The sequence below is a fragment of the Streptomyces coffeae genome (assembly GCF_016741875.1).
Classification (GTDB): domain Bacteria; phylum Actinomycetota; class Actinomycetes; order Streptomycetales; family Streptomycetaceae; genus Streptomyces; species Streptomyces coffeae.
The window spans coordinates 35,959-59,300 of the sequence record NZ_JAERRF010000005.1 but is presented as its reverse complement, the minus strand read 5'-3'; the positions used below and the strand labels follow the sequence as shown (position 1 = coordinate 59,300).

The window sequence follows — 23,342 nt, the reverse complement described above, 5'->3', positions numbered from 1 at the left end:
ACGGGTCGCGCGGGGTCAGGACTTGGTGGCACCGGCGGTCAGACCGGCCACCAGATGGCGCTGGGCCCACGAGAACACCAGGGCGGCCGGGATGGCGATCATGACGGCGGCTGCGGTCATCGAGCCCCAGTCCGAGGTGTACTGGTTGACGAAGGTCTGGAGCCCCGCGGCGAGGGTGAGGTTCTTCTCGCCCGTCATGAAGGCGGAGGCATAGGCGACTTCGGCCCAGGCGGTGATGAAGGTGTAGAAGGCGGTGACCGCGAGGCCGGGCTTGGCCAGCGGGACGACCAGCCGCCAGAAGGTGCCGAAGGGGTTGAGACCGTCGACCCGGCCCGATTCGTCGATCTCCACCGGGATGGTGTCGAAGAAGCCCTTCATCATCCAGGCGCAGAACGGCACGGCCACGGTGAGGTAGGTGACGATCAGCGAGATCGGCTGGTTGAGCCAGCCCAGCGTCGACATGATGTTGTACAGCGGCACGATGAGGATGGCCACCGGGAACATCTGGGTGATCAGCAGCAGCCACATCAGCGGGCGCATACCGGGGAACCGGAAGCGGCTGACGGCGTAGCCGGTGGTGGCCGCGATGAAGACGCCCAGGATCGTGGTGAAGACCACGATGAACAGCGAGTTGCCGAACCAGGTGAGGAACTCGGTGTCGTTCAGGACGTGTGCGTAGTTGGCGAGGGTGGGGTTCTTCACCACATCGGTGCTGAACGCCTCGCTCTTCGGCTTGAACGAGGTCACCAGCAGCCACAGCGGCGGGAAGACCGCCACGGCGGAGGCGATGACCAGGGTGGTGTGCAGCCCGACGGAGGCGAGCGGGCTGCGGCGGCGGTCGCGCATGGCTACCAGACCTCTCCCTGCTTGCGGAGCGAACGGCGGTAGACCACCGCGAAGAGCATGAGGATGATCAGGATCAGCACGCCCCAGGAGGAGGCGCCCGCGAAGTCACGGGGACTGTTGACGAACGAGAGCCGGTAGGCGTAGGTCACCAGGATCTCGGTGCTGTCCCCCGGTCCGCCGCGGGTGAGCAGGTAGATCACCGCGAACATGTTGAACGTCCAGATGGTGGAGAGCAGGATCACGGTGGAGCTGACCGAGCGCAGTCCGGGCAGGGTGATGTGGCGGAACCGCTGCCAGGGGCTCGCGCCGTCCATCTCGGCGGCCTCGTAGAGCTCACCGGGGATGGACTGGAGTCCGCCGAGCAGGGCGACCAGCATGAACGGCACCCCGAGCCAGATGTTCACGGCGATCACCGAGACCTTGGCCAGGGTGGGGTCATTCAGCCAGGGCACCGCGTCGATGCCGCCGCCCTCCAGCACCTTGTTGAGGATGCCGTTCTTCTCGTTGTAGAGCAGCCGCCAGGCGAAGACGGAGACGAAGGCGGGCACCGCCCAGGGCAGGATCAGCAGCGACCGGTAGACGGTGCGGCCCGCGAACCGGCGGTTGAGCAGGATGGCGAGGCCGAGGCCGAGCGCGAAGGTGACAGCGACACAGGAGAGGGTCCAGGTGGCCGTCCAGCTCAGCCGGTCCCAGAAGACCGGGTCCTCCAGAATGGCTTGGAAGTTGTCGAGGCCGACCGTCTGGTAGGTGGCGGGGATGTGGTTGACCCCGATGGTGCGCTCGACATTGGCCTCATTGGCGTCGGTCAGCGACAGATAGACGCCGCGGACCAGCGGATAGCCGATGATCAGCCCGATGACGATCACAACGGGCGCGACCATGGCCCAGGCGTACCAGTGCCGGGTCAGCACGGCGCGGATCCGGCCGGGTGGTTTGTCCCCGGTCCGGCGGACCCGGCCGCGGGTGCTCTTGGCGCCCGCGGCCGGATGCGCCGACCGGCTGGTGTCGACAGCCATCGTTCGCCGGTCCTTACTTCCAGTCGCCCTTGAGGAGCTTGCGGTAGGCGTCGCCGACGGAGTTCGCGGCCTTCTCGGGAGAGGTCTTGCCGGTCAGGACGCCCGGGAACTGCACCAGGATCGCCTGGAAGAGGCTGTTGCCCTCGGGGATCCAGGGGCGCTCGACGGCCTTGTCCACCGCGGCCTTGAAGAACTTCACATTGGCGTTCGCCGCGACCTTCTTGTTCCGGTAGACGGAGGTGCGGGTGGGCAGCAGGCTGAGTTCCTCGGTGGTCTTGGCCTGCACGTCGGCCGAGCTCATGTACGCGGCGAAGGCGTAGGAGGCGTCCAGGTTCTTGGAGCCCGCGTAGACGGTGAGGTTCTGGCCGCCCTGCGGGGCACCCTGGCCGGCGCCTCCGGCCGGGACCGGGACCACGCCGAGGTTGGACTTGTCCTTGAACGCCTTGCCCGCGAGGGTGTCCTCGATCGCCCACGGCCCGTTGATCGTCATCGCGACGTCGCCGTTCTTGATGGCGTTCTGCATGTTGTCCCAGCCGTCGGTGGCGTCGGTCTCCGCCGCTCCCGAGGTGACCAGGTCCCGGGCGGCGGCGAACGCCTTGACCCCCGGTTTGTCGTCGACGGTGACCTTCTTGGCCTTGGTGTCGAGCAGGTCCCCGCCCTCGCCGTAGATGAAGGGCAGGTACCAGTAGGCGTCGTCGCCGCGCAGATACAGACCGGTCTTGCCGGTCTTCTTCTTGATCTTCTTGGCGGCGGCCTTGAGCTCGGTCCAGCTCTTGGGCGGCTCGACCCCGGCGTCCGCCAGCATCTTCTTGTTGTAGAAGAGGCCGAGGGTGTCGATGACCTGCGGCACCGCGTAGGTCTTGCCCTTGAACTTGGTACCGGCGGCAGCCTTGGGCAGATAGTCGGACGCGTTGTCGAGGGCGGCGGTGCCGTCCAGCGGGGCGAGATAGCCGATGTTCGCCAGGTCATGGGTCCAGGCGACCTCGGTGCGCAGGACATCGGGGGCGCCGGAGCCGCCGGAGCCCGCGGCGTTCTTGAACTTGGCCAGGGCCTCCCCGAAGGGGACGTTGACGTAGTTGACCTTGACGCCGGGGTGCTCCTTCTGGAAGCCGAGGGCGAGCTTCTTGTAGGTGCCCTTCTCGGCATCGTTCGAGGTGTCCCAGTAGGTCACGCTGCCGGAGAGCTTGCCGCCCGGCTTTCCGCCGCCGTTGTCACCGTCGTCGCCACCGCATGCGGTCGCCGCGAGCGCCATGGCCGCGACGAGCGCAGTGGCCGCTATGCCACGTCGCATCTGAATTCCTCCAAGACCGGCCGCGTCATCGCGGCCCCGGGTTGCCGAGGAACGTAACAGGGCTGCAAGAAACTCGAAAGACCTTGCGGGAACTTTCTGCAAGGCACCCGGATTCGTTACGTCCGCGTGTCCCAGCCGTGCGCTGCCCTCGCCCGGTGAGCGCGGTGAACACGCGCCGGAGCGCATTCTTGGGTCCCCGCCACTCCCTGCAATCTCTTCCGCAAGGCATTGCAGAGCTGTTACGTTCGCCGGTATGACCCAGGAGCTCACGACCTCCCTCCAGGCCGACAGCGCGCGACCGTCCGGGGGGCCCGGCTGGTGGCGCGACGCCGTCATCTACCAGGTGTATGTGCGGTCCTTCGCCGACAGCGACGGCGACGGCATCGGTGATCTGCGCGGAGCCCGCGAGCGGCTGCCGCACCTCGCCCGGCTGGGCGCGGACGCCGTCTGGCTGACCCCTTTCTACGCCTCGCCGCAGGCCGACGGCGGCTACGACGTGGCGGACTACCGCGCCGTCGACCCCCTCTTCGGCACCCTCGCCGACGCCGACGACCTGGTGCGCACCGCCCATGAGCTGGGGCTGAGAGTGATCGTGGATGTGGTGCCCAACCACACCTCCGACCAGCACCCCTGGTTCCGGGACGCGCTCGCCGACCGGCCCGGCGGGGCGGCCCGCGCGCGTTACCACTTCCGCCCCGGCCGGGGCGCGGACGGCCAACTGCCGCCCAACGACTGGGAGTCGGTCTTCGGCGGCCCCGCCTGGACCCGTACCACCGATGCGGACGGCACCCCGGGCGAGTGGTATCTCCACCTCTTCGCCCCCGAGCAGCCCGACCTCAACTGGGACTGTGCCGAGGTGCGCATGGAGTTCGACTCGGTGCTGCGCTTCTGGCTGGATCTGGGTGTGGACGGCTTCCGTATCGATGTCGCCCACGGCATGGTCAAGGCGGCCGGGATGCCCGATATCGGCCGTACCGAACAGGCCAAGCTGATCGGCTCCCAGGTGCTGCCGTTCTTCGACCAGGACGGGGTGCACGAGATCCACCGCTCCTGGCGGCGGCTGCTGGACTCCTACCCCGGTGAGCGGGTCGGGGTCGCCGAGGCATGGGCGCCCAGTCCCGAGCGGCTGGCGCTGTACGTCCGCCCCGACGAACTGCACCAGGCGTTCAACTTCCAGTTCCTCAAGTGCCCCTGGGACGCGGAGGCGATGCGCACGGTGATCGACGAGTCGCTGGCCGCGACCGCGTCCGTGGGTGCCCCCACCACCTGGGTGCTCTCCAACCACGATGTGGTCCGGCACACCACCCGCTACGCCGACGGCAGCCCGGCCCAGGGCTTGCGCCGGGCCCGCGCGGCGGCCCTGCTCACCCTGGCGCTGCCCGGTTCGGTCTATCTCTACCAGGGCGAGGAGCTGGGCCTTCCCGAGGTCGTCGAGCTGCCGGACGAGTGCCGGCAGGACCCGGCGTTCTTCCGGACCTCCGCCGACGGGCAGGACGGCCAGGACGGTCAGGACGGCTTCCGCGACGGCTGCCGGGTGCCGTTGCCCTGGTCCCGCTCGGGCAGCAGCTACGGCTTCGGCTCCGGCGGCAGCTGGCTGCCGCAGCCCGTCGAGTGGGCCGGGCTCTCGGTCGAGGCGCAGACCGGCGACCCGGGTTCTACGCTGGAGCTGTACCGCTCGGCACTCGCGCTCCGCCGGGAGCTGCCGGGCCTCGGCGACGGACGGATGACCTGGCTCACCGCCCCGTCGGGGGTGCTGGCGCTGTCGCGCCCGGGGTTGGTGTGCACCCTGAACACCCTCGGGGAGGAGGTCGAACTTCCCGTTCCGGGGCGCGCGCTGCTGTCCTCCGCGCCGCTTGCGTACCGTGCCGCTACGGTCCGCATTCCTCCTGACTGCTGCGCGTGGTGGGCAATCTGACATGCGACCGGTACAGTCCAATCCCATGACCGCACGGCTCGCTGACATCGCAGCCCAGGCGGGGGTCAGCGAAGCCACCGTCAGCCGCGTCCTCAATGGCAGGCCGGGGGTGGCCGCGGCCACCCGCGAGTCCGTCCTCGCCGCCCTGGACGTCCTCGGCTACGAGCGCCCGGTGCGGCTGCGCCGGCGCAGCGCCGGTCTGGTGGGACTGATCACGCCCGAGCTGGAGAACCCGATATTCCCCGCGCTCGCCCAGGTGATCGGGCAGGCGCTGACCCGTCAGGGCTACACCCCGGTGCTGGCCACCCAGACCCCCGGCGGCTCGACGGAGGACGAGCTCACCGAGATGCTGGTGGACCGCGGGGTGGCCGGGATCATCTTCGTCTCCGGGCTGCACGCGGACACCTCGGCCGATATGCACCGCTATGACCAGCTGCGCGGCCAGGGTGTTCCGTTCGTGCTGGTGGACGGTTACGCACCGGCGGTGCGGGCGCCGTTCATCTCCCCCGACGACCGGGCGGCGATGCTGCTGGCCGTCACCCATCTGGTCTCGCTCGGCCACACCCGGATCGGACTGGCGCTGGGGCCCAAGCGGTTCGTCCCCGTGCTGCGCAAGATCGAGGGTTTCCAGCAGGCCATGCGGGACCGGCTGGGGGTCGGGCCGGAGGAGTCGGCGGAGCTGATCCAGCATTCGCTGTTCACCCTGGAAGGCGGTCAGGCGGCGGCGTCCGCGCTGATCGACCGGGGCTGTACGGCGGTGGTGTGCGCAAGCGACATGATGGCGCTGGGGGCCATACGGGCCGCCCGGCAGCGGGGGCTGGGGGTCCCTCAGGACATCTCGGTGGTCGGCTTCGACGACTCCCCGCTGATCGCCTTCACCGATCCGCCGCTGACCACCATCCGCAAACCGGTGCAGTCGATGGGGCAGGCGGCGGTGCGGGCGCTGCTGGAGGAGATCGGCGGCACCCCGGCCCCGCCCAGCGAGTTCGTCTTCCTGCCCGAGCTGGTCGTCCGCGGCTCGACCGCCTCGGCCCACGGCCATCCGGCGCGGACCGGCGCCGCCGAGCGGACGACATAGCCGGACGTATGGCGTCGTACGCCGCATGAAGTACCCCCCGGACCGGTACATATGCGACCGGGAACCGTTTCGGGGATGAACTGCCGGTGGGCCTCGTCTGGCAGACTGTTGCCCTATGGGTGAAGCCACTGTGAGGACCGCGGAGGGCCGGACGGCCACCCCGTCACCCATCGCGGCGACCGGAGCGTGCCCGGCGGGGCGCACCACGCTGATGTCCCGGTTGCGCACCCCCCGCAGACCGCGGCTCTGGTTCGAGATCGTCCTGATCGCCGTCAGCTACTGGACGTACTCCCTCATCCGCAACGCGGTTCCGGAGCAGAAGTCCGAGGCGCTGCGCAACGCGGGCTGGATCTGGCAGTGGGAGCACCGGCTCGGCATGTCCTTCGAGCACGGCGTCAACCACGCGATCGACTCGATCAGCTGGCTGATCGTGGGCATGAACTACTACTACGCCACGCTGCACTTCATCGTGACGATCTGTGTGCTGGTGTGGCTCTACCACTGGCACCCGGGCCGCTATGCCGCCATCCGGCTGGTGCTGTTCGCCACCACGGGCGTGGCGCTGCTCGGCTACTACTTCTTCCCGCTGGCCCCGCCCCGGCTGATGAGCGGCGGCCACTTCATCGACACCGTGGTGGTGCACCACACCTGGGGGTCGATGGCCTCGGGGAACCTGGCCACGATGTCGAACCAGTACGCGGCGATGCCCTCGATGCACATCGGCTGGTCGCTGTGGTGCGGGATCGCCATCGCCACGCTGGCCCGGCCGGTGTGGGTGAAGGCGCTGGGGCTGCTCTATCCGACGGCCACCCTGCTGGTGATCGTGGCGACGGCCAACCACTTCTGGATGGACGCGGTCGGCGGTGTCATCTGTCTGTCCGTCGGCTTCTGGCTGTCCTACGTCTGGTACGGCACCACACCCGCCCGGCTGCCCAAGCAGGTGAGCGGACGGCGGGTGGCGACCGCCGAGCGCGAGGGCGAGCTGCGGACGGCCTGAAGGGTCCGGTCCCGGGCCCGCTGTCGTGCGGTGTGATCGCCACTGCCTGCACGGTTTGATCGTCTCTTTCCGGCCCGCCATTCTGGTGCCGTTTTCCACCGAGTTCAGGGGCTCGATGTGGCGTGCGCGGCCTGCGTGCCCTCCGCCGCGGACCGAGCACGATGAGCGTGACGAAAGGGACCACCGGCACCGTGCACACCGCCGACGCCGCCGCTTCAGCCGCCATGCCCGACACCGCCCCCACAACAGCCTCCGGGGCGGCCCGCATCCTCCCCCGGCCGCGCACCGCGCCACCGCGCTTCCCGCTGGTGGCCACCGATCTCGACGGAACGCTGCTGCGCAGTGATCTGACGGTCTCGGCGCGCACCCGTGACGCGCTCGCCCTGGCGCGGCACCGCGGGGCGCGGCATCTGGTGGTCACCGGACGCCCGGCCGCGTCCTGCCGGGAGTTCCTGGTCGCGATCGGCTACCGGGGGCTCGCGGTGTGCGGACAGGGCGCGCAGTTGTACGACGCCTCCGCCGACCGGCTGCTGGTCTCCGCGGCGCTGGACCGGGAGCGGGCCCGCTCGGTGGTGGAGCGTACGGAGGAGGCGCTGAACGCGGGGCCGCTGGAGCTGGCGGTGGTCACCGCGGCCCCCGAGAACCGCTGTGTGGTGACCCCGCGGTTCGCCGACCGGATACGCCCCGGGTGGGGAGTGGTCGAGGACCGGGAGGAGCTGTGGTCCGGGCCGATCGAGAAGGTGCTGATGCGCCATCGGGAGCTGCCGGACGGGCTGGTCGCGGCGACGGCGGAGCGGATGGGCGGGGGCGAGGTGGCGGTCACCCACTCCGAGAAGGGGATGATCGAGGTGCTGCCCGCGGGCACCGACAAGGCCGTGGGGCTGCAACTGGCCGCGGACCGGATGGGGTTCACCCCTGCGGACACCATCGCCTTCGGCGATATGCCCAATGACATCCCGATGCTGAACTGGGCCGGTTTCGGGGTCGCGATGGGCAATGCCCATCCGGATCTGGTCGCGGTGGCCGACGAGCGGGCACCCGGCCATGACGAGGACGGGGTCGCGGTGGTGCTGGAACGGCTGTTCCCCCGGTCTTGAGCGGGCCCCATTGACGAGCAGTCTAGATCTGAACAGAATATCTAAGGTGCACACCGCATCCGATTCCGCAGAACCCCACTACGTCGACGAGCGCTCCGGCGCCACGTACCCCCTGGACGATCCGCGCTGGCGCGGCGACGACGGCGCTCCGCTCACCGTCTCCCCGCTGCCCGGTACCACCCGCGAGCAGGTGGACACCGGGGACCGTTCGCTGTGGCGCTACCGGGCGGCCCTCCCGGTGCGCTTCGACGCCCCGGTGTCCCTCGGAGAAGGGTGCACCCCGCTGGTGGAGAAGGACTGGGGCGGGGATCGGGTCCACTTCAAGCTGGAGTGGTTCAGCCCCACCGGCAGCTTCAAGGACCGCGGTACCAGCGTGATGATTTCGCTGCTGCACCAGCGCGGGGTCCGCGAGGTCATCGAGGACAGCTCCGGCAACGGCGGTTCCTCGGTGTCGGCGTACTGCGCCGCGGCCGGGATCCGGGCCAGGATCCTCGTCCCCGAGGGCACCTCCCCGGCGAAGATCCTCCAGAGCCGGGCCTACGGCGCCGAGGTCCAGGTGGTGCCGGGCGACCGGGACGCCACCGCGGCCGAGGCGCTGCGCCAGTCGGAGCACACCTCCTACGCCGGCCACAACTGGCATCCGTTCTTCCTCCAGGGCGTCAAAACGCTCGCCTACGAGCTGTGGGAGGACCTGGGGTGCACCGCACCCGACAGCGTGGTGACGGTGGCCGGGGCGGGCAGCACCGTCCTCGGCTGCGACCTCGGCTTCTCCGAACTGCTGGCGGCGGGCCAGATCAGCCGCCGCCCGAGGCTGCTGGTCGCCCAGCCCGCCCACTGCGCCCCGCTCCAGGCGAGCTTCGCGGCGGGCACCGAGACACCCGTTCCGTTCCAGCATGCCCCGACCATCGCCGAAGGCACGGCCATCCAGGAGCCGGTCCGCCATGCGGAGGTGCTGCGCGCGATCCGCCGCTCGGAGGGCGATATGGCCGCCATCCCCGAGGAGGACATCGCCGCGGCCGTGCGCCGGCTGGCCGCGATGGGCCTGTACACCGAGCCCACGAGCGCGACCGCGGCCGCGGCCATCGATGTCTTCCGGGCGCGGGGCGCGATCCGCCCCGGGGAGACCACGGCCGTGGTGCTCACCGGCTCGGGGCTGAAGGCGGCCACCACGATGGCGGCGCTCTTCGCCCCGGAGGACGGTACGGGCGGTGCACCACGATGACCGCACACCAACGGCCCCCGGAGCGACGGCCGGAGGGGACCGCCGAGGACGAACTGCTGCTGCGCGAGGCCGAGAAGATCGTGACCGCCATCGGCCGGATGTTTCCCGGGCTGTGCGAGGTGGTCCTGCACGATCTGCGCCGGCCGGACCGGGCCATCCGCGCGATCGAGAGCAATCTCTCCGGCCGCTCGGTCGGCGATCCCGCCACCGAACTGGGCCTCGCCCGGATCGAGGACCCCGACTTCCCCGGCATCGTCCAGAACTACGCCAACGCCTTCCCCGACGGCCGCCCGGCCAAGAGCACCTCGATCGGCATCAAGAACAGCGCGGGCAGCTATGTGGCCGCGATCTGTCTCAACCTCGATGTCTCCCTGTTCGCCAGCGTGGCCCGCAGCCTCACCAATCTGGTGCGCACCGAGGAACAGGAACAGCCCCTCACCGAGACCCTCCGCGCCCGTACCGCCGCCGAGCTGCGCACCGTCGTCGAGGAGTTCGCCGCCGCCCGCGGCCAGACCCCGCGCAGCCTGGGCACCCCCGCCAAGAAGGAGCTGGTCCGCTTGGTGCGGACGCGCGGCTTCCTGGAGATGAAGCACTCCGTCCAGGTGGTCACCGAACTGCTCGGGGTCTCCCGGGCCACCGTCTACAACTACTTGCGGGGCTGATAGAGCGTCCGCGTACGAGCGGTGTCGACCGGCCCCGCCGCGGGGATGTCGAGGAAGTGCTCCAGCTGCCACGCCTGGGTGGCACGGGCCTGACGGCTGGTGGTCTCGGCCCACGGCGGATAGACCCGGAAAGCCCGCTTCCCGCCGGTGCCGTCCGTCGAGACGATCCCCCGCTTGCGGAGCACCTCGCACGAGAACACGAACTGCCCGAAGCGGTCGCCCTCGCGTGAGCTGATCACAAAGAGGTCCACCGCGTCCCCCGCGTCGAACGGCCGGATCGGCCCCTGCTCGGAGCGCTGCCACACCGTGACGAACTGGCCGGTCTTTGTGGGGGTCGTCTTGGCCACCCGGAAGCGGACGGCCAGACCGTCCACCTCGAAGGCGCAGGCCGCGTACTCGGCGCTCTCCGCCTCCGGCACCGGCTCCGTGCAGGCGAAGCCGCAGACGTCGTACACCAGGGCCTTCGCCGCGAGAAGGTCGCCGTGCACCGGCCCGCACCATGCCGCTTCTGTTCCCATGCACGCCAGAATGTCATCCGCCACCGACACCCCCGTCCTCCGGGCTCCGCCGCGGCTTGTGATTGGATCGGCCGCCACACGGGGAACGGGGAAACGGGGAGGGATCATGAAGGGGTTTCCGCGCACACGCCGCGGACTCGCGGTCGCGGGCGCCTTGACGGTGCTGCTGGCCGCCGCCGGGGTCGGCACCTGGGCCACGGACACCTGGCCGTTCGAGGCCAAGGACCGGTACTGCTGGGGCGCTTGGGAGGAGGACAGCGGTCCGGAGTTCCTGGGCGACGAGGCGTTCGCCGGCGGCGAGGGCAGCCGTACCGCCACCGAGACCGCGCTCGGCCCGCGGCGGACCACCGGCCGGTGCACCGTGGCGATCCACACCACTGACGACGACGATTACGACGGCTCCCGCGCCTCCGAGGACACCAGGGTCGTCGTCGACTACGGACCCGCGCCCCGGGGCGCCGCACGGCGCATGGAGTGGATCAACGACTACCTCGGCGGGCGCGCGGTGCCGCTGCCCGACGGGCTGCCGGGTGCCACCGATGGCGGCCACGGACTGCTGGTCCTGCCCAAGCGCTGCGACACCCGCGACGGACGGCCGACCGCGGTGACCCTCGACGCCACCGCCACCAGTTACTCGGGCGACCGCTCCTACCCGGGCACCGCGGGACTCGGCGGCTCCCGCTCGGCGGCCGAACTGATGGTCTCCATCGCCAACCGGGCAATGGAGAAGACGGGTTGTGCCCCCGCGAAGCCCCTGAGCATCACGTCCCCGGTGATCAACCTGCCCGAGGATCGGGAGACCTACTTCGAACGCGCCTGCCGGATCAGGGGCATGGAGTTCGACCAAGAGTCCGCGAGGGACCTCGCGTACCAGGTCGGTACGGTCGGCCGGAACCTCCAGTCCTGTTCGGTGTCGACCACCGGACGGGACGAGGCCCGGATCTTCGACGCCCTGATGGTCTCCGAACCACGGCTCTCCGTGCTGTTCGACGGAACGACGGGCACCAAGGCGGCCGCGCACGGCTGGCGCGGCACCGGGGTCTTCGCCGACGGCTACAAGGTGGTACGGGCCGACTGCGCGGGACGGCCCATGACCCTGCTGATGCTCAGCCCGTCCCAGCGCGAGAACACGCCGTACTTCACCGCTTTCACCAACGCCGTGACCGGACGCGTCGGCTGTGCGCCCGTCGCACCGGGAGGTTCCGACCGATGACCGACACCGAGCGCACCGAGCACACCGACGACAACGACCGGAACGACACCGAGCGGAAGGACACCGGGCGCGAGCCCGCGGCGGATCTGCCCTCATGGCTGCCCAAGCAGCGGCAGCCCTGGTGGCACTGGCGGCGGCTGACCCGCGGCCGGTGGCGGCCCGCGTTGGCAGCCGCCGTGGCCGGGGCACTGCTCGGCGGCACGGGCGTGGCCTGGCAGACCGGAGCGGGCCCGTTCGCGGACTCCCGCGCCTGCTGGGGCGCGCTCGACACGGACGACGTGGCGGAACTGTTCCACGGCCACACCGACATCGACGCCTCTGACACCCCCATCACCTCCGATCGCATCGGCAGCGACGGCTCGACCGGCACCTGCGTCCTCAAGTCGCCCCGCGGCGCCCAGGTCACGATCCGGGCCCATCAGCTCGACCCCCGCTTCGGGGGCGCGGCCGACCAGTGGGCCGACGAGTTCCTGTCCGCGCGGATGACCCCGATGGGCGGTGGGCTGCTGGGCATGGCCTCCGACACCCGCGCCTGGCTCGCGGTGCCGGACGGCTGCTTCGGCCGACCGCCCAGGAACGACGGCCCACAGGTGATCGACATCGACACCGGCTGGACGGACTACGAGGACCGGGTGGACACCGCGGAACGCGACCTGCTCGCCCGGACCGCGGTCCGGCTGATCAACCACCGCATGGCCGACCTGGGGTGCAAGGGCACCCTCGCCGACCCGGGGGACCGGATGCCGGACCCGCCCCGCTTCCAGGCCGAGAAGCCCGGTGCGATCTGCGGTATCGAGGGGCTGAGCCTCCCCAAGGGCCGTCATGATGTCTACGAGCACGAACCCCCTCTGATGACCCGGGGCGGAGGCCCGGTGCGCACCTGTGACCGCGATGTGCTGTTCGACCACCCCTCGCTGCGGCTGATGACCGTCGAGGACCCCCGGCTCTCGGTGCTCTACCAGCGGCTCTCCCTCGAAAACGGCGAGCGGATCACTACACCCGGTGACCGGGACGGATACGGCTTCATCGGCCCCGACTTCGGACTGTTCCAGGCCAAGTGCCAGACCGGTGAGGTCACCTTCCTGGTGCGTGCCGACGACGGACGGCACCCCGACGACATCCGCAAGCTGCTCCCCCGCTACGCGGCGGCCGAAGCGGACCGCATCGGCTGCGGTCCGCTGCGGATCAAGCTGCCCGCGTGACATCCGGGCCGCCGCCCGCCGGTCACCACCGCGGGCGGCGCGCTCGATCAGCAGCCCGGCCGACTGCCCGGTTCAGCCCTCGTAGTCGTAGAACAGACGTTCCACGACGGACCGCGCACGGCGGGTGGTACGGCGGTAGTCGTCCAGCATCTCCCCGACATGTCCCGGGCCGTAGCCCAAGTACCGTGCCACGGCGGCCAGTTCGCGGGACTCGCTGGGGAAGGTGTCACCGGAGCGCCCGCGGACCAGCATCACACCGTTGCGGACCCGGGTCGCCAGGACCCATGCCTCGTCGAGGGTCTGGGCGTCCTCGGTGCCGATCAGGCCGGCGGCGTGGGCGGCGGCCAGGGCCTCGCGGGTACGGGTGGTGCGCAGTCCCGGCTCGGCCCAGCCGTGGCGCATCTGGAGCAGCTGGACGGTCCATTCGACATCGCTGAGGCCGCCGCGGCCCAGTTTGGTGTGGGTGGTGGGATCGGCGCCGCGGGGCAGCCGCTCGGACTCCATCCGGGCCTTGAGCCGCCGGATCTCGCGCACCGCGTCCTCGCCCAGGCCCTCGGCCGGATACCGCAGCGGGTCGATCAGCTCGATGAAGCGCTCGCCCAACTCCCGGTCACCCGCGACCGGTTCGGCGCGCAGCAGCGCCTGGCTCTCCCAGACCAGCGACCAGCGGCGGTAGTAGGCGGCGTACGAGGCCAGGGTGCGCACCAGCGGGCCGGACTTGCCCTCGGGGCGCAGATCGGCGTCGATGAGCAGCGGCGGGTCGACGGTGGGGAGCTGGAGCAGCCGCCGCATCTCGTTGGCCACGGCGAACGCCGCGCGGGAGGCTTCCTGTTCATCGGTGCCCTCCCTCGGCTCGTGCACGAACAGCACATCCGCGTCCGAGCCGTAGCTGAGCTCATGGCCGCCGAAGCGGCCCATGCCGATGACGGCGAAGCGGGTGGGCAGTTCATCGCCCCAGGTGTCGCGGACGGCGGCACGCAGGGCGCCCGCGATGGCGGCCGCGTTGAGGTCGGACAGGGCGTCGCCGACCATGTCGACCAGCGCCCCCGTATCGGTGGGCGGCTCATCCGCGACGGCCGCCCCGGTGGGACGGGCGGGCACATGCGGCTCGGAGTCCCGCAGCGCGCTGGGGACTTCGGGGACGCGGCGCGGAGCGGCGGGCGCCGCGGGGGCGGCCGGGGTCCGGGGCACGGTGCCGAGGGAGCCCTCGTCGCCCGGCGGCGGCCAGCTCACCGTCGGGCGCACCGCGCCGTTCGCCAGCCGCGCGCTGTCGATGATGTCGGCCGCGGCGGTACGGAACAGCTCCCTCCGGCGCACCCCGCGCGCCGCCGCGACCGCCTGCTCGGCCCCGTCGGCGCGGCCCACCGCAGCCAGCACCTCCTGCTCCAGATGGCGCCGCCCGCGCGGCCGCAGCCCCTCCGGATCGCCGAGCAGGGCCACCGCCTCGGGCGCGCGCAGCAGCAGATCGGGGGCCAGCCGCCCGGCGGAGAGCACCCGGGCCAGGTTCTCCGCGGCGGCGCCCTCGTCCCGCAGCAGCCGCAGATACCAGGGCGTCTTGCCCAGCGCGTCGGAGACCTTGCGGAAGCCCAGCAGCCCCGCGTCCGGTTCCGCGGAGTCGGCGAACCAGCCCAGCAGCACCGGCAGCAGGGTGCGCTGGATCGCCGCCTTCCGGGTCACCCCGGAGGCCAGCGCCTCCAGATGCCGCAGCGCCGAGACCGGGTCGGCATAGCCCAGGGCCTCCAGCCGCTGCCCGGCCGCCTCCGAGCTGAGCCGGGTCTCACCGGGCTCCAGCTGGGCGACGGCGTCCAGCAGCGGCCGGTAGAACAGCTTCTCGTGCAGCCTCCGCACCTCGCGCGCGTACCGCCGCCACGCGGTGCCCAGTTCGCTGACCGGCTCGGTGCGGAACCCCAGCGAACGGCCCAGCCGCCGCAGATCGGCCTCGCCCTCGGGCACCAGATGGGTGCGGCGCAGCCGGTGCAGCTGGATGCGGTGTTCCATGGAGCGCAGAAAGCGGTACGCGGCGTCCAGCGCGGCGGCGTCGGAGCGGCCCACATAGCCGCCCGCGGCCAGCGCCGCGAGCGCGTCCAGGGTGGTGCCGCTGCGCAGCGACTCATCGGACCGGCCGTGCACCAGCTGGAGCAGCTGGACGGCGAACTCCACATCGCGCAGTCCGCCGGGGCCGAGCTTCAGCTCGCGGTCGATCTCGGCGACGGGGATGTTCTCCACCACGCGGCGGCGCATCTGCTGCACGTCGGAGACGAAGTTCTCGCGCTCGACGGCCTGCCAGACCATTGGCGCGAGCGCGTCCACATACGCCTGGCCCAGCACGGCGTCGCCCGCGACCGGCCGGGCCTTCAGCAGCGCCTGGAACTCCCAGGTCTTGGCCCACCGCTGGTAGTACGCGACATGGCTGGACAGGGTGCGCACCAGCGGACCGTTGCGGCCCTCGGGGCGCAGATTGGCGTCGACCGGCCAGATGGTGCCCTCGACGGTGACGTCCGAGCAGATCCGCATCAGCCGGGAGGCCAGTCGGGTGGCGGCCTGTACCGCTTTCCCCTCAGCCCCTTCCCGACCGCCGGCCTCATCGACCGCCTCCGCCACGAAGATCACATCCACGTCCGAGACGTAGTTGAGCTCCCGGCCCCCGCACTTGCCCATGCCGATCACGGCCAGCCGGCAGGCGGCGGCGTCCTCCGGCTGCTCCTCGGCCGCGATCTCCAGCGCGGCCCGCAGGGTAGCGGTGGCCAGGTCGGCCAGTTCGGCGGCGGCCTGGGTGACATCGGTGGTGCCGCACACATCACGCGCCGCGATGGCCAGCAGCGCCCGGCGGTAGGCGACCCGCAGCGCGTCCGGCCGCGGCAGCTCCGCGCCCGGTCCGCTCCAGATGCCCTCGGCCAGGGCCTGCTCGAACTCGGGGGTGGTCGGATGCAGATCGGCGGGCTCGTACATGACCAGCGCGTTCCAGTCCCGCGGATGGCGGGCGAGGTGGTCGCCCAGCGCCTCGGAGGCGCCCAGCACCCCGAGCAGCCGGTCGCGCAGCGGCTTGGCGGTGACCAGGGTGTCCAGCAGCGCCCGCCGCGACGCGGCCCGCTGTGCGCCGTTCTCCCCCGCCTCCTCGGGCAGCGCCTCGGCCAGCCGCACCAGCCCGCGCAGCGCCAGATCGGGATCGGCGGTCGCGCCGAGCGCCTCCAGCAGCACCGGGTCACTGCGGACCGCGGACAGCTCGGGCGCGTCCAGCAGCCGCTGGGCGGAGGAGGCGTCGGTGAAGCCGTGCCGGAGCAGCCGGGTGAAGTTGCTGCTCCTGCGTCCCTGCGGTACGGACATTCCGCACGCCTCCCGTCCGCCGTCGTGATCAACGCTCGGTGCCGAGCCTAAGCGACCGCGAGGGCGAAGCGGCAGGTCCCGGCCGTGGCGGAAAACCGTTGCCGCGGTGATCGGGGCCGGGCGGTTTTCTCATGCCACCACCCAGGAGAACTGACCGTCGCCGTTCACACCGCGGCGAACCGGTCGCGCACCTCGCCGCGCAGCCGCCCCGGGGGCAGCTTGCGGCCGTAGGCGACCAGCAGCAGATCCTGGGCGGGGCCGGTCAGGGGGGTGCCGGTGCCGTAGGTCCAGTCGAGGTCGTCGGCGCGCAGCTGGACGCCGTCGAGGTCGGCACCGAAGAACTTCAGGGTCTTGGGTTCGACCGTCCCCAGCAGTATGCGGACGCGGTCCTCGGGCACCCGCCGGCCGAGGTCCAGCGCGACCGAGATGTCCAGGCCGTGGATGACGTCATGGCCGAGTGCCGAGGTGAATCCGCCGACCGGGGGCGTCCAGGGGTGGTGGGCGTTGTCCCGCAGCCAGGTGGCGAGTTGGGCGGTGGTGGCGGAGGCCGCGTCCTTGCGGGCGGTCCGGTCGGTCATCCGGTGCAGCCTGCCCCCGGCCTTGAGCAGTTCCAGCGCCACCTTGGGCAGCGCATAGCGGAACCCCAGCGACATATGGGCCGCGACCTCCCGGACCCGCCAGCCCCCACACAGACTCGGCGCGTCCCATTGCTCGGCGGACAGCCCGTCCAACAGTGCGGCCAGCTCGGTGCGTTCGGCCGCGATGGCGGCCCGTATCTGCGTGTCATCCATGGATCAAGGATCCTGGCCACCACGGGGATCCGTCCAAGAGCCGGTGGTTCTCACGGCCAGAAGGATCCGTTATGCCGCTGGTCCAGGAGGACGGCCCGGCCCCACGCCCCGTGCCGGAATCACCCGCTTGCGGCGGCGTGGCTGGCAGGGCCGAGAGCCCTCAGGGAAAATGTGAGCGTCAGGCGCTCCTCAACGTACACGATCTCCATGGCTCCACCGATGCCAGAACGAGACAAGCAGAAGCACAAAAAGGACCCCGCCCGCAGGCGAAGAAACCGCCTGTTCCTCCTTGCCGTTCTCCTTGGGATTCCCTTCGCCATTCCCATCCTCCTGGAATCAACACGCGGTTTCTTCACCGCGTCCAAGGAAGGCAACGCGGTCGCGCTGCTTATCGCCTGGATCGAAATGTTCGCGTCGGTCATCAGTCTTCTGGTTGTCATAACCCTCCGCGATGTCAGAATTCTGTACGGACAGATCTGGCAATGGCTGACGTCCCGGGCGAAGGTGGCCGTCTACAGCACACTGGTGGGCACGTTCGTCGTTGCCGCGGTCATCGTCCTCATCGCTTCGCACAACATGGCGCTGGCGGGTCTCGTCATCATCATGGCGTCCGGAGTCCGTATCGCACTGGGGCGCTCCCTCTTCTCGTACTGGCCTGAACCGATCGCCCAGTTGCGCCTGCACGTCGCCAGCGAGGTCTTCTTCCACTGCCTGGCGCTCTGGGGGCTCACAGCAGGACTCCTGATGGAGGTCGCGGCGGTGAAGGGGCTGGAAACAGCGCCACGGCTGACCCTCACCGCCTCGCTGTCGCTCGCCTTCGTCGTGGCGGCGAACAAGGCGACCGCACGAACCCGCAAACTGTGCACAGCGTTGGAGACTCAGATATCGGATGTCATCCGCGCATTCGGAGCCCTGCACAACGGAGCCGAGAACGGCAACAAGACCGAGCTCGCCGAGAAGGTTCTCGAACGGGTTGACGGACTTGACCGCGCACTGCGCACCCAGTTGAACACCGGATACAAGTTCGCCGGTAAAACCGTCCTTCCGGACTCGACAAGGGCTCAGCTCATCAACCGGCTGAACGATGCGGCACAGGACTCATCGGCCGACGCCCACACCTGGGTGACCTCTCGCACCGAACTCCTGAAGATCCAGGAAATGTGCCGCAGATGGACGGACGTCATGGCCTGACGCGAGGGCGAAGAACACACATCGGCTGAGGAACACAAAGCGGCTCCGGACCGGCGGATACGACCACCGGCCCGGAGCCTCGTCCGAACCGGGTAACGGTCCTGACAGTCCCGAACTCCGTCTACAGCACCGGCAGGTTCTTCCGCAGTTCGAACGGCGTGACCTCCGAGCGGTACTCCTCCCACTCCTGCTTCTTGTTGCGCAGGAAGTCATGCGGCGAATCCGCCACCTGGGAGACCCCTTCCGGTGCCGCTTCCGAGCGGCGGCGGCACGGTCGTCATTGGTCGTTGTTGGTCGTCATTGGTCACCCTCGGACGGCCCACAGACGGCCCGGAGTGCGGCCCCGGAGACTGGGACAACTTCCCTGTCTCCGGGGCCAGATCGCTCAGGCTGAGCAGACGTCATGATGGCGGCGCGGATTACATCGGCGCCTTCCCGACCGCCAGCAGGTGGGAACTGGCGGCCAGGAGTTCCGGGTACGGCTCGGCCATTCGCGCGGCTGTCAGTGCCGAGGCGAACATGTCGTCTGTAGGGCCTTCCCCCGGCTGCTGCTCGACCGCTTTGAGGAGCGACCACGTGGGGCCCTCGATCCCGAACACCTCCACGTCGGTCAGCCCTGCCGCACGCAGTTCGTCGGCGAGTTCATCGGCGCGGTGGTAGTAGGAGAGAGTGAAGCCCTTGCCGTCGTGTACAGCAGTGCGCAGGATCTTGGAGATGGCCGCCTGCAAGCGGTCGGTGTGCAGATGTGCGTAGGTGACGTGCTCGAAGAGGGATGCGTACCGGTTGATCGCGGCTGCGGCGACGAGTCCCCCGGGCTTCACTACGCGCCGCGCCTCCGAGAGGGCAGTGCGCCGCTCTTCCGGGTCGGGCAGATGGTAGAGCGGACCAAGTAGCTGAACCACGTCGTAGCTCGCATCTTCCGCAGCCAGCGCACGCGCGTCGCCCACCGAGGCGGGGCAGATCGTGGCCGCCTGCTCGACGTGCCGGGCGATGGGATCGACCAGCTCGACCTTGTAGCCGTCTTCCACGAGCCACCGTGCGTGGACGCCCGTCCCGCCTCCCACATCGAGGATGCGCGCCGGGGTCGGCGGAAGGTAACGGCGCAGGATCTCCTGCGTGCGGAGGAGTTCGAGCCGCCCGTCTGCCGACATGCTCAGCCGGGCGTTCTCGTCAATGACCTCTGAGTAGAAGTGTTCGATCTCCGGTGCTAGGGCGACCTCAGGATTCGACATGAGGGCAGTATGCTGTGTACCGGTGGACCAGTCCAGTACGGACCTGACAAGGGGAGCCATGGCGCTGCTGAAGTACGAGGAAATCGCGGAATCCCTGCGGTCCCGGATCGCAGCGGGAGAGTTCGAGCCGGGCCAGACCGTTCCGTCGGGCCGGGATCTGGCCGAGCAGTGGTCCGTGTCACGGGCCACTGTCATCAAGGCCATGGATGTACTGCGAAACGACGGCGTGGTGGAGGCCAAGCAGGGCACGGGGTTCATCGTCACCGAGACCCCCGTGGCACGGCCGGCAGGCGAGCGCCGGGCCGGTTCGGCGCGCGTGACCGGCGGCATGCCGTTCCTGCGCGTGGGCGCCCCTGACTGGGCGGTGCCTCCGGCACATGTGGCCGAGGCACTTCGCTTGGACGGCGAAGTGGAAGCACTTCGCCGGGTGCGCCTGATGCAACTTCCTGACGGGAACCCTCACAGCTATGCGGTGGCGTGGTTCCCGCCCGAGGTGGCGGAGGCGGCACCCCGCCTGACCCAGACCGCCCCCATCGCTGAGGGGACCACGCGGTACGTCCGCCGACAGACCGGCCGGTTCTCCGTGGAGGGGACGGACGTCACCACGGTGCGCCTGGCGACCGAGACCGAGGCGGAGCACCTGGCCCTGTCGGAGCCGACCGCCGTGGCCGTCGTGCTGCACACGGCGTACGACCAGGAGGGGCGCCCGCTGGTCTGCGAGGAAGGAGTCACGCCGGGCCCGCTCTATGAGCGGGAAGAGACCTACGCGATGTAGCCGCCGCACGCGCCACCCGAGAAGCTGGACCGGTCCGCCGGTCCAGCTTTTTTCTTTGCCGAAAAGCGCCACCTACCAGGCACAACACGCTGAACGAACGGCGGAGCACACTCAAGCGGGTTGACTGGACCGGTCCACCGGTCCAGTCTATGGATGTGGCCGCAAGCCAGTCCGGACCCCTCGGGACGGGACGGCTTCGCCATGCACGACCAGGAGCCCCGCAGTGGACGGGGGGGAGGCGGCCCGGCGCCTTGTCATTAACCGGAGGGCTTAGACCGAAAGGTCACGTCTCCATACGCCTACAACGGGGTCATGCCGCGCTACCTGATACGGGCGCGGCCCGCCTCGAAGGAGACCTGTCCACGTCCGCTTCCCACGCAAGGGGGCACCGTGCACAGCCAACGAAATACGTGGGCGCCGCCGTGATCGACCGGCACGGCGGCGCCTGTGCGTCATCCCCGTTCGCGGCGTCTTCCGCCGACGAACAAGCCGGTCTCTCTTCTTCCTGCCATCGCAGCGGCTAGCGCTGCGGCCGGTTGCCTCCTCCGTCCGTCCAGGCCGCCGTGTGCGGTGCCGTACGGGCGGGGCTGAGGGGAGCCGGATCTACCGACTTCAACGGCGCGCGGCTCCGGTGCTGCAACACCGGAGCCGCTGTTCGGGCCGTTCAACCTTGAGAGGAACCACGACCCATGGAGCACATCGTCACTGTTCAACAGGCTGTTACCGCGTTCGAGCCCTGGCTTGAGCCGACAGCCGCGGAACTGGACGCCATCGAGATCGAGATGCCGCTGATCGCGGCCGAGGTTGAGCTGCTGGACGCGCAGATCGCGACGCTTGACCGGCCGGTGTCGGAGCTGGACGCCCGCCGTATCCGCCGGGCCCGTCGGCGGGTACTGGCCGCCCGCCGGGAGCTCTCGAACCGCACTGCGCTGAGCACGTCGGGGGTGGGAGCGTGAGCGCCCTCTCCCCGGTTCCCGGCCCGCTTCCTGAGGATGTCGCAGACCTGCTGCGCGCGGTCCTCGAAGCGCTCGACATCCCGCACCCGGCCACGGTTGGTGATAGCGAAGAGCGTGCCCGTGTGCTCACCGACCGGGCCATGCACGCGGCGATCACTCTGCGCGGCATCCTCAACGAGGAGGCGGCTGACCGCCTCGACATCGAGTGGGAAACCGCCTACCTGCGCGAGCGCCTGGCCAAGCATCCGCCCACCAGCTACCGCGCCTGGGACCCCCCGCCCCTTCCACCTGCGCTGTCCTGCAACACCGAGGACGACGGCGCGGAGTTCGAGTCGTTCGCCTGGGAGCACGGCGACCTCCGCGAGGGCGGGGAGGCGGGTCGGTGAACCTCGCCCGAACTCCCTTGACCCCCGCCCAGATCCAGGCTGCGGAACGGGTTCTGTCGGTCGGCACGTGGGCTATCACTGCCGGTGCCGTCCTGTACTCCGTCCTCACGGTGACCCCGCTTGTCGTGCGGGTCACCCCGGCCGGGTGGGAGCCGACCGCTCCTTTGCTGCCGCTGGTGGTGGACGCAGCGGTCATCGTCTCCGTGCGGCTGGATGCCACGGTCGCCCGGCTCGGCGAGCGCGGCGGTGGCTGGGCGACCCTGCTGCGCTGGATGACCGGCCTGATGACCCTGCTGCTCAACGTCGGCGACAGCGCGCTCAAAGGCGATCTGGTCGGGGTCGGTGTTCACGCCGTCATCCCCCTGATCCTGATCGTCATCGCTGACGCCGGTCTGGCGTGGCGCCGCGCGATCGGCCGGGCACAGGACCGGATCGCGCGTGAACAGCGCGCCGAGGAGGAGCGTTCACGGGGTGTTCAGGAGGCCCGAGAGCGCCGCGCACGCCAGGAGCGGGAGAGCGAGCGTGAGGCCCGTGAACGGGCTGACCGTGAGGCCCGGGACCATGCCGCTCACCTGGAGCGTGAGGCCCGTGAGCATGCCGCGCAGGAGCGTCGTGAGGAGCGGGAACACGAGGAGCGTCTGCGCCGCCAGGAGTGGGAGCGGCAGGAGGCCGAGGAGCGCCGCGCGCGGGAGGAGCGTGAACGCGAGCAGCGGCTGCGTGAACAGCAGGAGCGCGAGCGTGAACAGCAGCGCCGCGACCGTGAACAGGAAGAACGGCTGCGTGAACAGCAGCAGCGGGACCGTGAACAGGAAGAGCGGCTGCGTGAACAGCAGCAGCGGGACCGTGAACAGCAGCGCCGCGACCGTGAACACCGTGAGCGGGAGGCCGCTGAGTACCGGGAGCGGCAGCGGCTGTTGTCCCTCGGCCCGGCCGAGGAGAAGCAGCCGGAGGACCTCGCCCGTCGCGTAGTCGCCGCCGCGCATGCGCAGGGCCTGTCCGTCCGGGCCGCGGTCGAGCTGACCGGCTGGTCCGTCGGCTGGGTGACCACCCGCTACCAGGAACTGCGCGACCACGGCACGCCCACCACCACCGAGGCCCTCGAAGGAGCCGTCACGTGATCACCGTTTGCCGTACCCGGACCCTGCGCACCCTGCGCACCGACCTGACGGCCGCCGAGAGTGAGGCCGGGCAGCGTCGGCAGGAAGCCGAGACCGTCACCGATTCCGCGGTCCGCGCGGAGACCGCCCTTGAGGAGCTGCGCGCCGAACTGGCCCGGGTCACGGCCGGGGCCGCACGGCTGGAGGGCGAGCTGGAGACGCTGCGGGCGCAGTCCCTCCTCGACACCGAGGACCGGCAGGCGCTGCGGATGCTGCTGCGCACGGTCCGGAAGCACAGTGCCGTGGCTGACCGCGTCTACGTCCTCTTCCACCGTGGGGCCCTGCACAGCGTGCACGCCACCCTCGACGCAGCCGAGGCCGCGGCCGAGGCGGTGGGCGCGGCGCGAGAGGGGTGGACCGCGCACACGCCCGGGGCCGCTCTGCCCCCGGCCGCCGAGGTCCTGTGGCGGGTGCAGCCGCTCCCCCTCGGGGGCGTCCGGTGAGCCCCTGCCGTGTTCCCGAGGCGCCTGCCG

The 23,342-nt window shown here is 70.5% G+C and carries 21 protein-coding genes and 1 pseudogene; 14 read left to right on the top strand and 8 right to left on the bottom strand.

Annotated features, from left to right (window positions below; all coding sequences use genetic code 11):
- Nucleotides 1-15: 15 nt before the first annotated feature.
- Genes JK363_RS09550 through JK363_RS09540 form a run of 3 tightly spaced genes read right to left on the bottom strand, consistent with a single transcriptional unit; the run spans nucleotide 16 to nucleotide 3,153 of the window.
- Nucleotides 16-846 carry a sugar ABC transporter permease gene (locus JK363_RS09550; RefSeq protein WP_201873867.1) on the bottom strand — a complete coding sequence of 277 codons (831 nt, stop codon included), beginning with the start codon at nucleotides 844-846 and terminating at the stop codon, nucleotides 16-18.
- Between the two features lie 2 nt (nucleotides 847-848).
- On the bottom strand, nucleotides 849-1,862 hold the full coding sequence (locus JK363_RS09545) for a carbohydrate ABC transporter permease (protein WP_201873865.1): 1,014 nt from the start codon (nucleotides 1,860-1,862) through the stop codon (nucleotides 849-851).
- A gap of 13 nt (nucleotides 1,863-1,875) precedes the next feature.
- The gene (locus JK363_RS09540) at nucleotides 1,876-3,153 is read right to left on the bottom strand and encodes an extracellular solute-binding protein (RefSeq protein WP_201873863.1); all 1,278 of its coding nucleotides are present in this window, start codon (nucleotides 3,151-3,153) and stop codon (nucleotides 1,876-1,878) included.
- Between the two features lie 253 nt (nucleotides 3,154-3,406).
- Between JK363_RS09540 and JK363_RS09535 the strand changes: the two genes are divergently transcribed.
- From JK363_RS09535 to JK363_RS09510, 6 genes are all read left to right on the top strand, one after another.
- Nucleotides 3,407-5,068 carry a glycoside hydrolase family 13 protein gene (locus JK363_RS09535; RefSeq protein WP_201873862.1) on the top strand — a complete coding sequence of 554 codons (1,662 nt, stop codon included), beginning with the start codon at nucleotides 3,407-3,409 and terminating at the stop codon, nucleotides 5,066-5,068.
- Between the two features lie 25 nt (nucleotides 5,069-5,093).
- The gene (locus tag JK363_RS09530) at nucleotides 5,094-6,146 is read left to right on the top strand and encodes a LacI family DNA-binding transcriptional regulator (RefSeq protein ID WP_201873860.1); all 1,053 of its coding nucleotides are present in this window, start codon (nucleotides 5,094-5,096) and stop codon (nucleotides 6,144-6,146) included.
- Between the two features lie 115 nt (nucleotides 6,147-6,261).
- Complete coding sequence (locus tag JK363_RS09525; protein WP_201873858.1) at nucleotides 6,262-7,143, top strand: phosphatase PAP2 family protein; 882 nt, start codon at nucleotides 6,262-6,264, stop codon at nucleotides 7,141-7,143.
- Between the two features lie 161 nt (nucleotides 7,144-7,304).
- Entirely contained in the window at nucleotides 7,305-8,240 is a 936-nt protein-coding gene (locus tag JK363_RS09520) for an HAD family hydrolase (RefSeq protein WP_236075655.1), read from the top strand.
- Complete coding sequence (locus tag JK363_RS09515) at nucleotides 8,188-9,462, top strand: threonine synthase (protein WP_201873856.1); 1,275 nt, start codon at nucleotides 8,188-8,190, stop codon at nucleotides 9,460-9,462. Before JK363_RS09520 ends, JK363_RS09515 begins: the two co-directional genes overlap by 53 nt.
- Nucleotides 9,459-10,124 carry a helix-turn-helix transcriptional regulator gene (locus JK363_RS09510; RefSeq protein WP_201873854.1) on the top strand — a complete coding sequence of 222 codons (666 nt, stop codon included), beginning with the start codon at nucleotides 9,459-9,461 and terminating at the stop codon, nucleotides 10,122-10,124. The genes JK363_RS09515 and JK363_RS09510 overlap by 4 nt, the downstream gene beginning before the upstream one ends.
- On the opposite strand, the gene JK363_RS09505 is transcribed toward JK363_RS09510, so the two are convergent.
- Nucleotides 10,109-10,642 (bottom strand): MepB family protein, encoded by a 534-nt coding sequence (locus JK363_RS09505; RefSeq protein ID WP_201873852.1) that lies wholly within the window; start codon nucleotides 10,640-10,642, stop codon nucleotides 10,109-10,111. The two genes, JK363_RS09510 and JK363_RS09505, sit on opposite strands and share 16 nt — an antisense overlap.
- 106 nt (nucleotides 10,643-10,748) lie before the next feature.
- Between JK363_RS09505 and JK363_RS09500 the strand changes: the two genes are divergently transcribed.
- Entirely contained in the window at nucleotides 10,749-11,855 is a 1,107-nt protein-coding gene (locus JK363_RS09500; RefSeq protein WP_201873847.1) for a hypothetical protein, read from the top strand.
- Nucleotides 11,852-13,057 carry a hypothetical protein gene (locus tag JK363_RS09495; RefSeq protein ID WP_201873845.1) on the top strand — a complete coding sequence of 402 codons (1,206 nt, stop codon included), beginning with the start codon at nucleotides 11,852-11,854 and terminating at the stop codon, nucleotides 13,055-13,057. The genes JK363_RS09500 and JK363_RS09495 overlap by 4 nt, the downstream gene beginning before the upstream one ends.
- 72 nt (nucleotides 13,058-13,129) lie before the next feature.
- Here the strand turns inward: JK363_RS09495 and JK363_RS09490 are convergent, their stop codons facing one another.
- Both JK363_RS09490 and JK363_RS09485 read right to left on the bottom strand, forming a co-directional pair.
- Complete coding sequence (locus tag JK363_RS09490) at nucleotides 13,130-16,381, bottom strand: bifunctional [glutamine synthetase] adenylyltransferase/[glutamine synthetase]-adenylyl-L-tyrosine phosphorylase (protein WP_201873843.1); 3,252 nt, start codon at nucleotides 16,379-16,381, stop codon at nucleotides 13,130-13,132.
- Nucleotides 16,382-16,545: 164 nt separating this feature from the next.
- Nucleotides 16,546-17,172 carry a maleylpyruvate isomerase family mycothiol-dependent enzyme gene (locus JK363_RS09485; RefSeq protein ID WP_201873841.1) on the bottom strand — a complete coding sequence of 209 codons (627 nt, stop codon included), beginning with the start codon at nucleotides 17,170-17,172 and terminating at the stop codon, nucleotides 16,546-16,548.
- 207 nt (nucleotides 17,173-17,379) lie between these two features.
- Between JK363_RS09485 and JK363_RS09480 the strand changes: the two genes are divergently transcribed.
- Nucleotides 17,380-18,363 (top strand): hypothetical protein, encoded by a 984-nt coding sequence (locus tag JK363_RS09480; protein WP_201873839.1) that lies wholly within the window; start codon nucleotides 17,380-17,382, stop codon nucleotides 18,361-18,363.
- Nucleotides 18,364-18,484: 121 nt separating this feature from the next.
- On the opposite strand, the pseudogene JK363_RS44605 reads toward JK363_RS09480, so the two are convergent.
- Nucleotides 18,485-18,571, bottom strand: a pseudogene (locus tag JK363_RS44605) (glutamine synthetase); the annotation flags it as partial.
- Between the two features lie 211 nt (nucleotides 18,572-18,782).
- On the bottom strand, nucleotides 18,783-19,595 hold the full coding sequence (locus tag JK363_RS09470) for a class I SAM-dependent methyltransferase (protein ID WP_201873837.1): 813 nt from the start codon (nucleotides 19,593-19,595) through the stop codon (nucleotides 18,783-18,785).
- Between the two features lie 58 nt (nucleotides 19,596-19,653).
- Between JK363_RS09470 and JK363_RS09465 the strand changes: the two genes are divergently transcribed.
- From JK363_RS09465 to JK363_RS09445, 5 genes are all read left to right on the top strand, one after another.
- Nucleotides 19,654-20,370: a GntR family transcriptional regulator gene (locus JK363_RS09465; RefSeq protein ID WP_201873834.1), complete on the top strand. Its 717-nt coding sequence runs from the start codon at nucleotides 19,654-19,656 to the stop codon at nucleotides 20,368-20,370.
- A gap of 689 nt (nucleotides 20,371-21,059) precedes the next feature.
- Nucleotides 21,060-21,326, top strand: coding sequence for a DUF6284 family protein (locus JK363_RS09460; protein WP_201873832.1), 267 nt, complete (start codon nucleotides 21,060-21,062; stop codon nucleotides 21,324-21,326).
- Entirely contained in the window at nucleotides 21,323-21,712 is a 390-nt protein-coding gene (locus tag JK363_RS09455; protein WP_201873830.1) for a hypothetical protein, read from the top strand. Before JK363_RS09460 ends, JK363_RS09455 begins: the two co-directional genes overlap by 4 nt.
- Before the next feature lie 110 nt (nucleotides 21,713-21,822).
- The gene (locus tag JK363_RS09450) at nucleotides 21,823-22,830 is read left to right on the top strand and encodes a DUF2637 domain-containing protein (protein ID WP_307821662.1); all 1,008 of its coding nucleotides are present in this window, start codon (nucleotides 21,823-21,825) and stop codon (nucleotides 22,828-22,830) included.
- A complete protein-coding gene (locus JK363_RS09445) occupies nucleotides 22,827-23,312 on the top strand; it encodes a hypothetical protein (protein WP_201873828.1) in 486 nt (161 codons plus the stop codon). The genes JK363_RS09450 and JK363_RS09445 overlap by 4 nt, the downstream gene beginning before the upstream one ends.
- Nucleotides 23,313-23,342 lie beyond the last annotated feature (30 nt).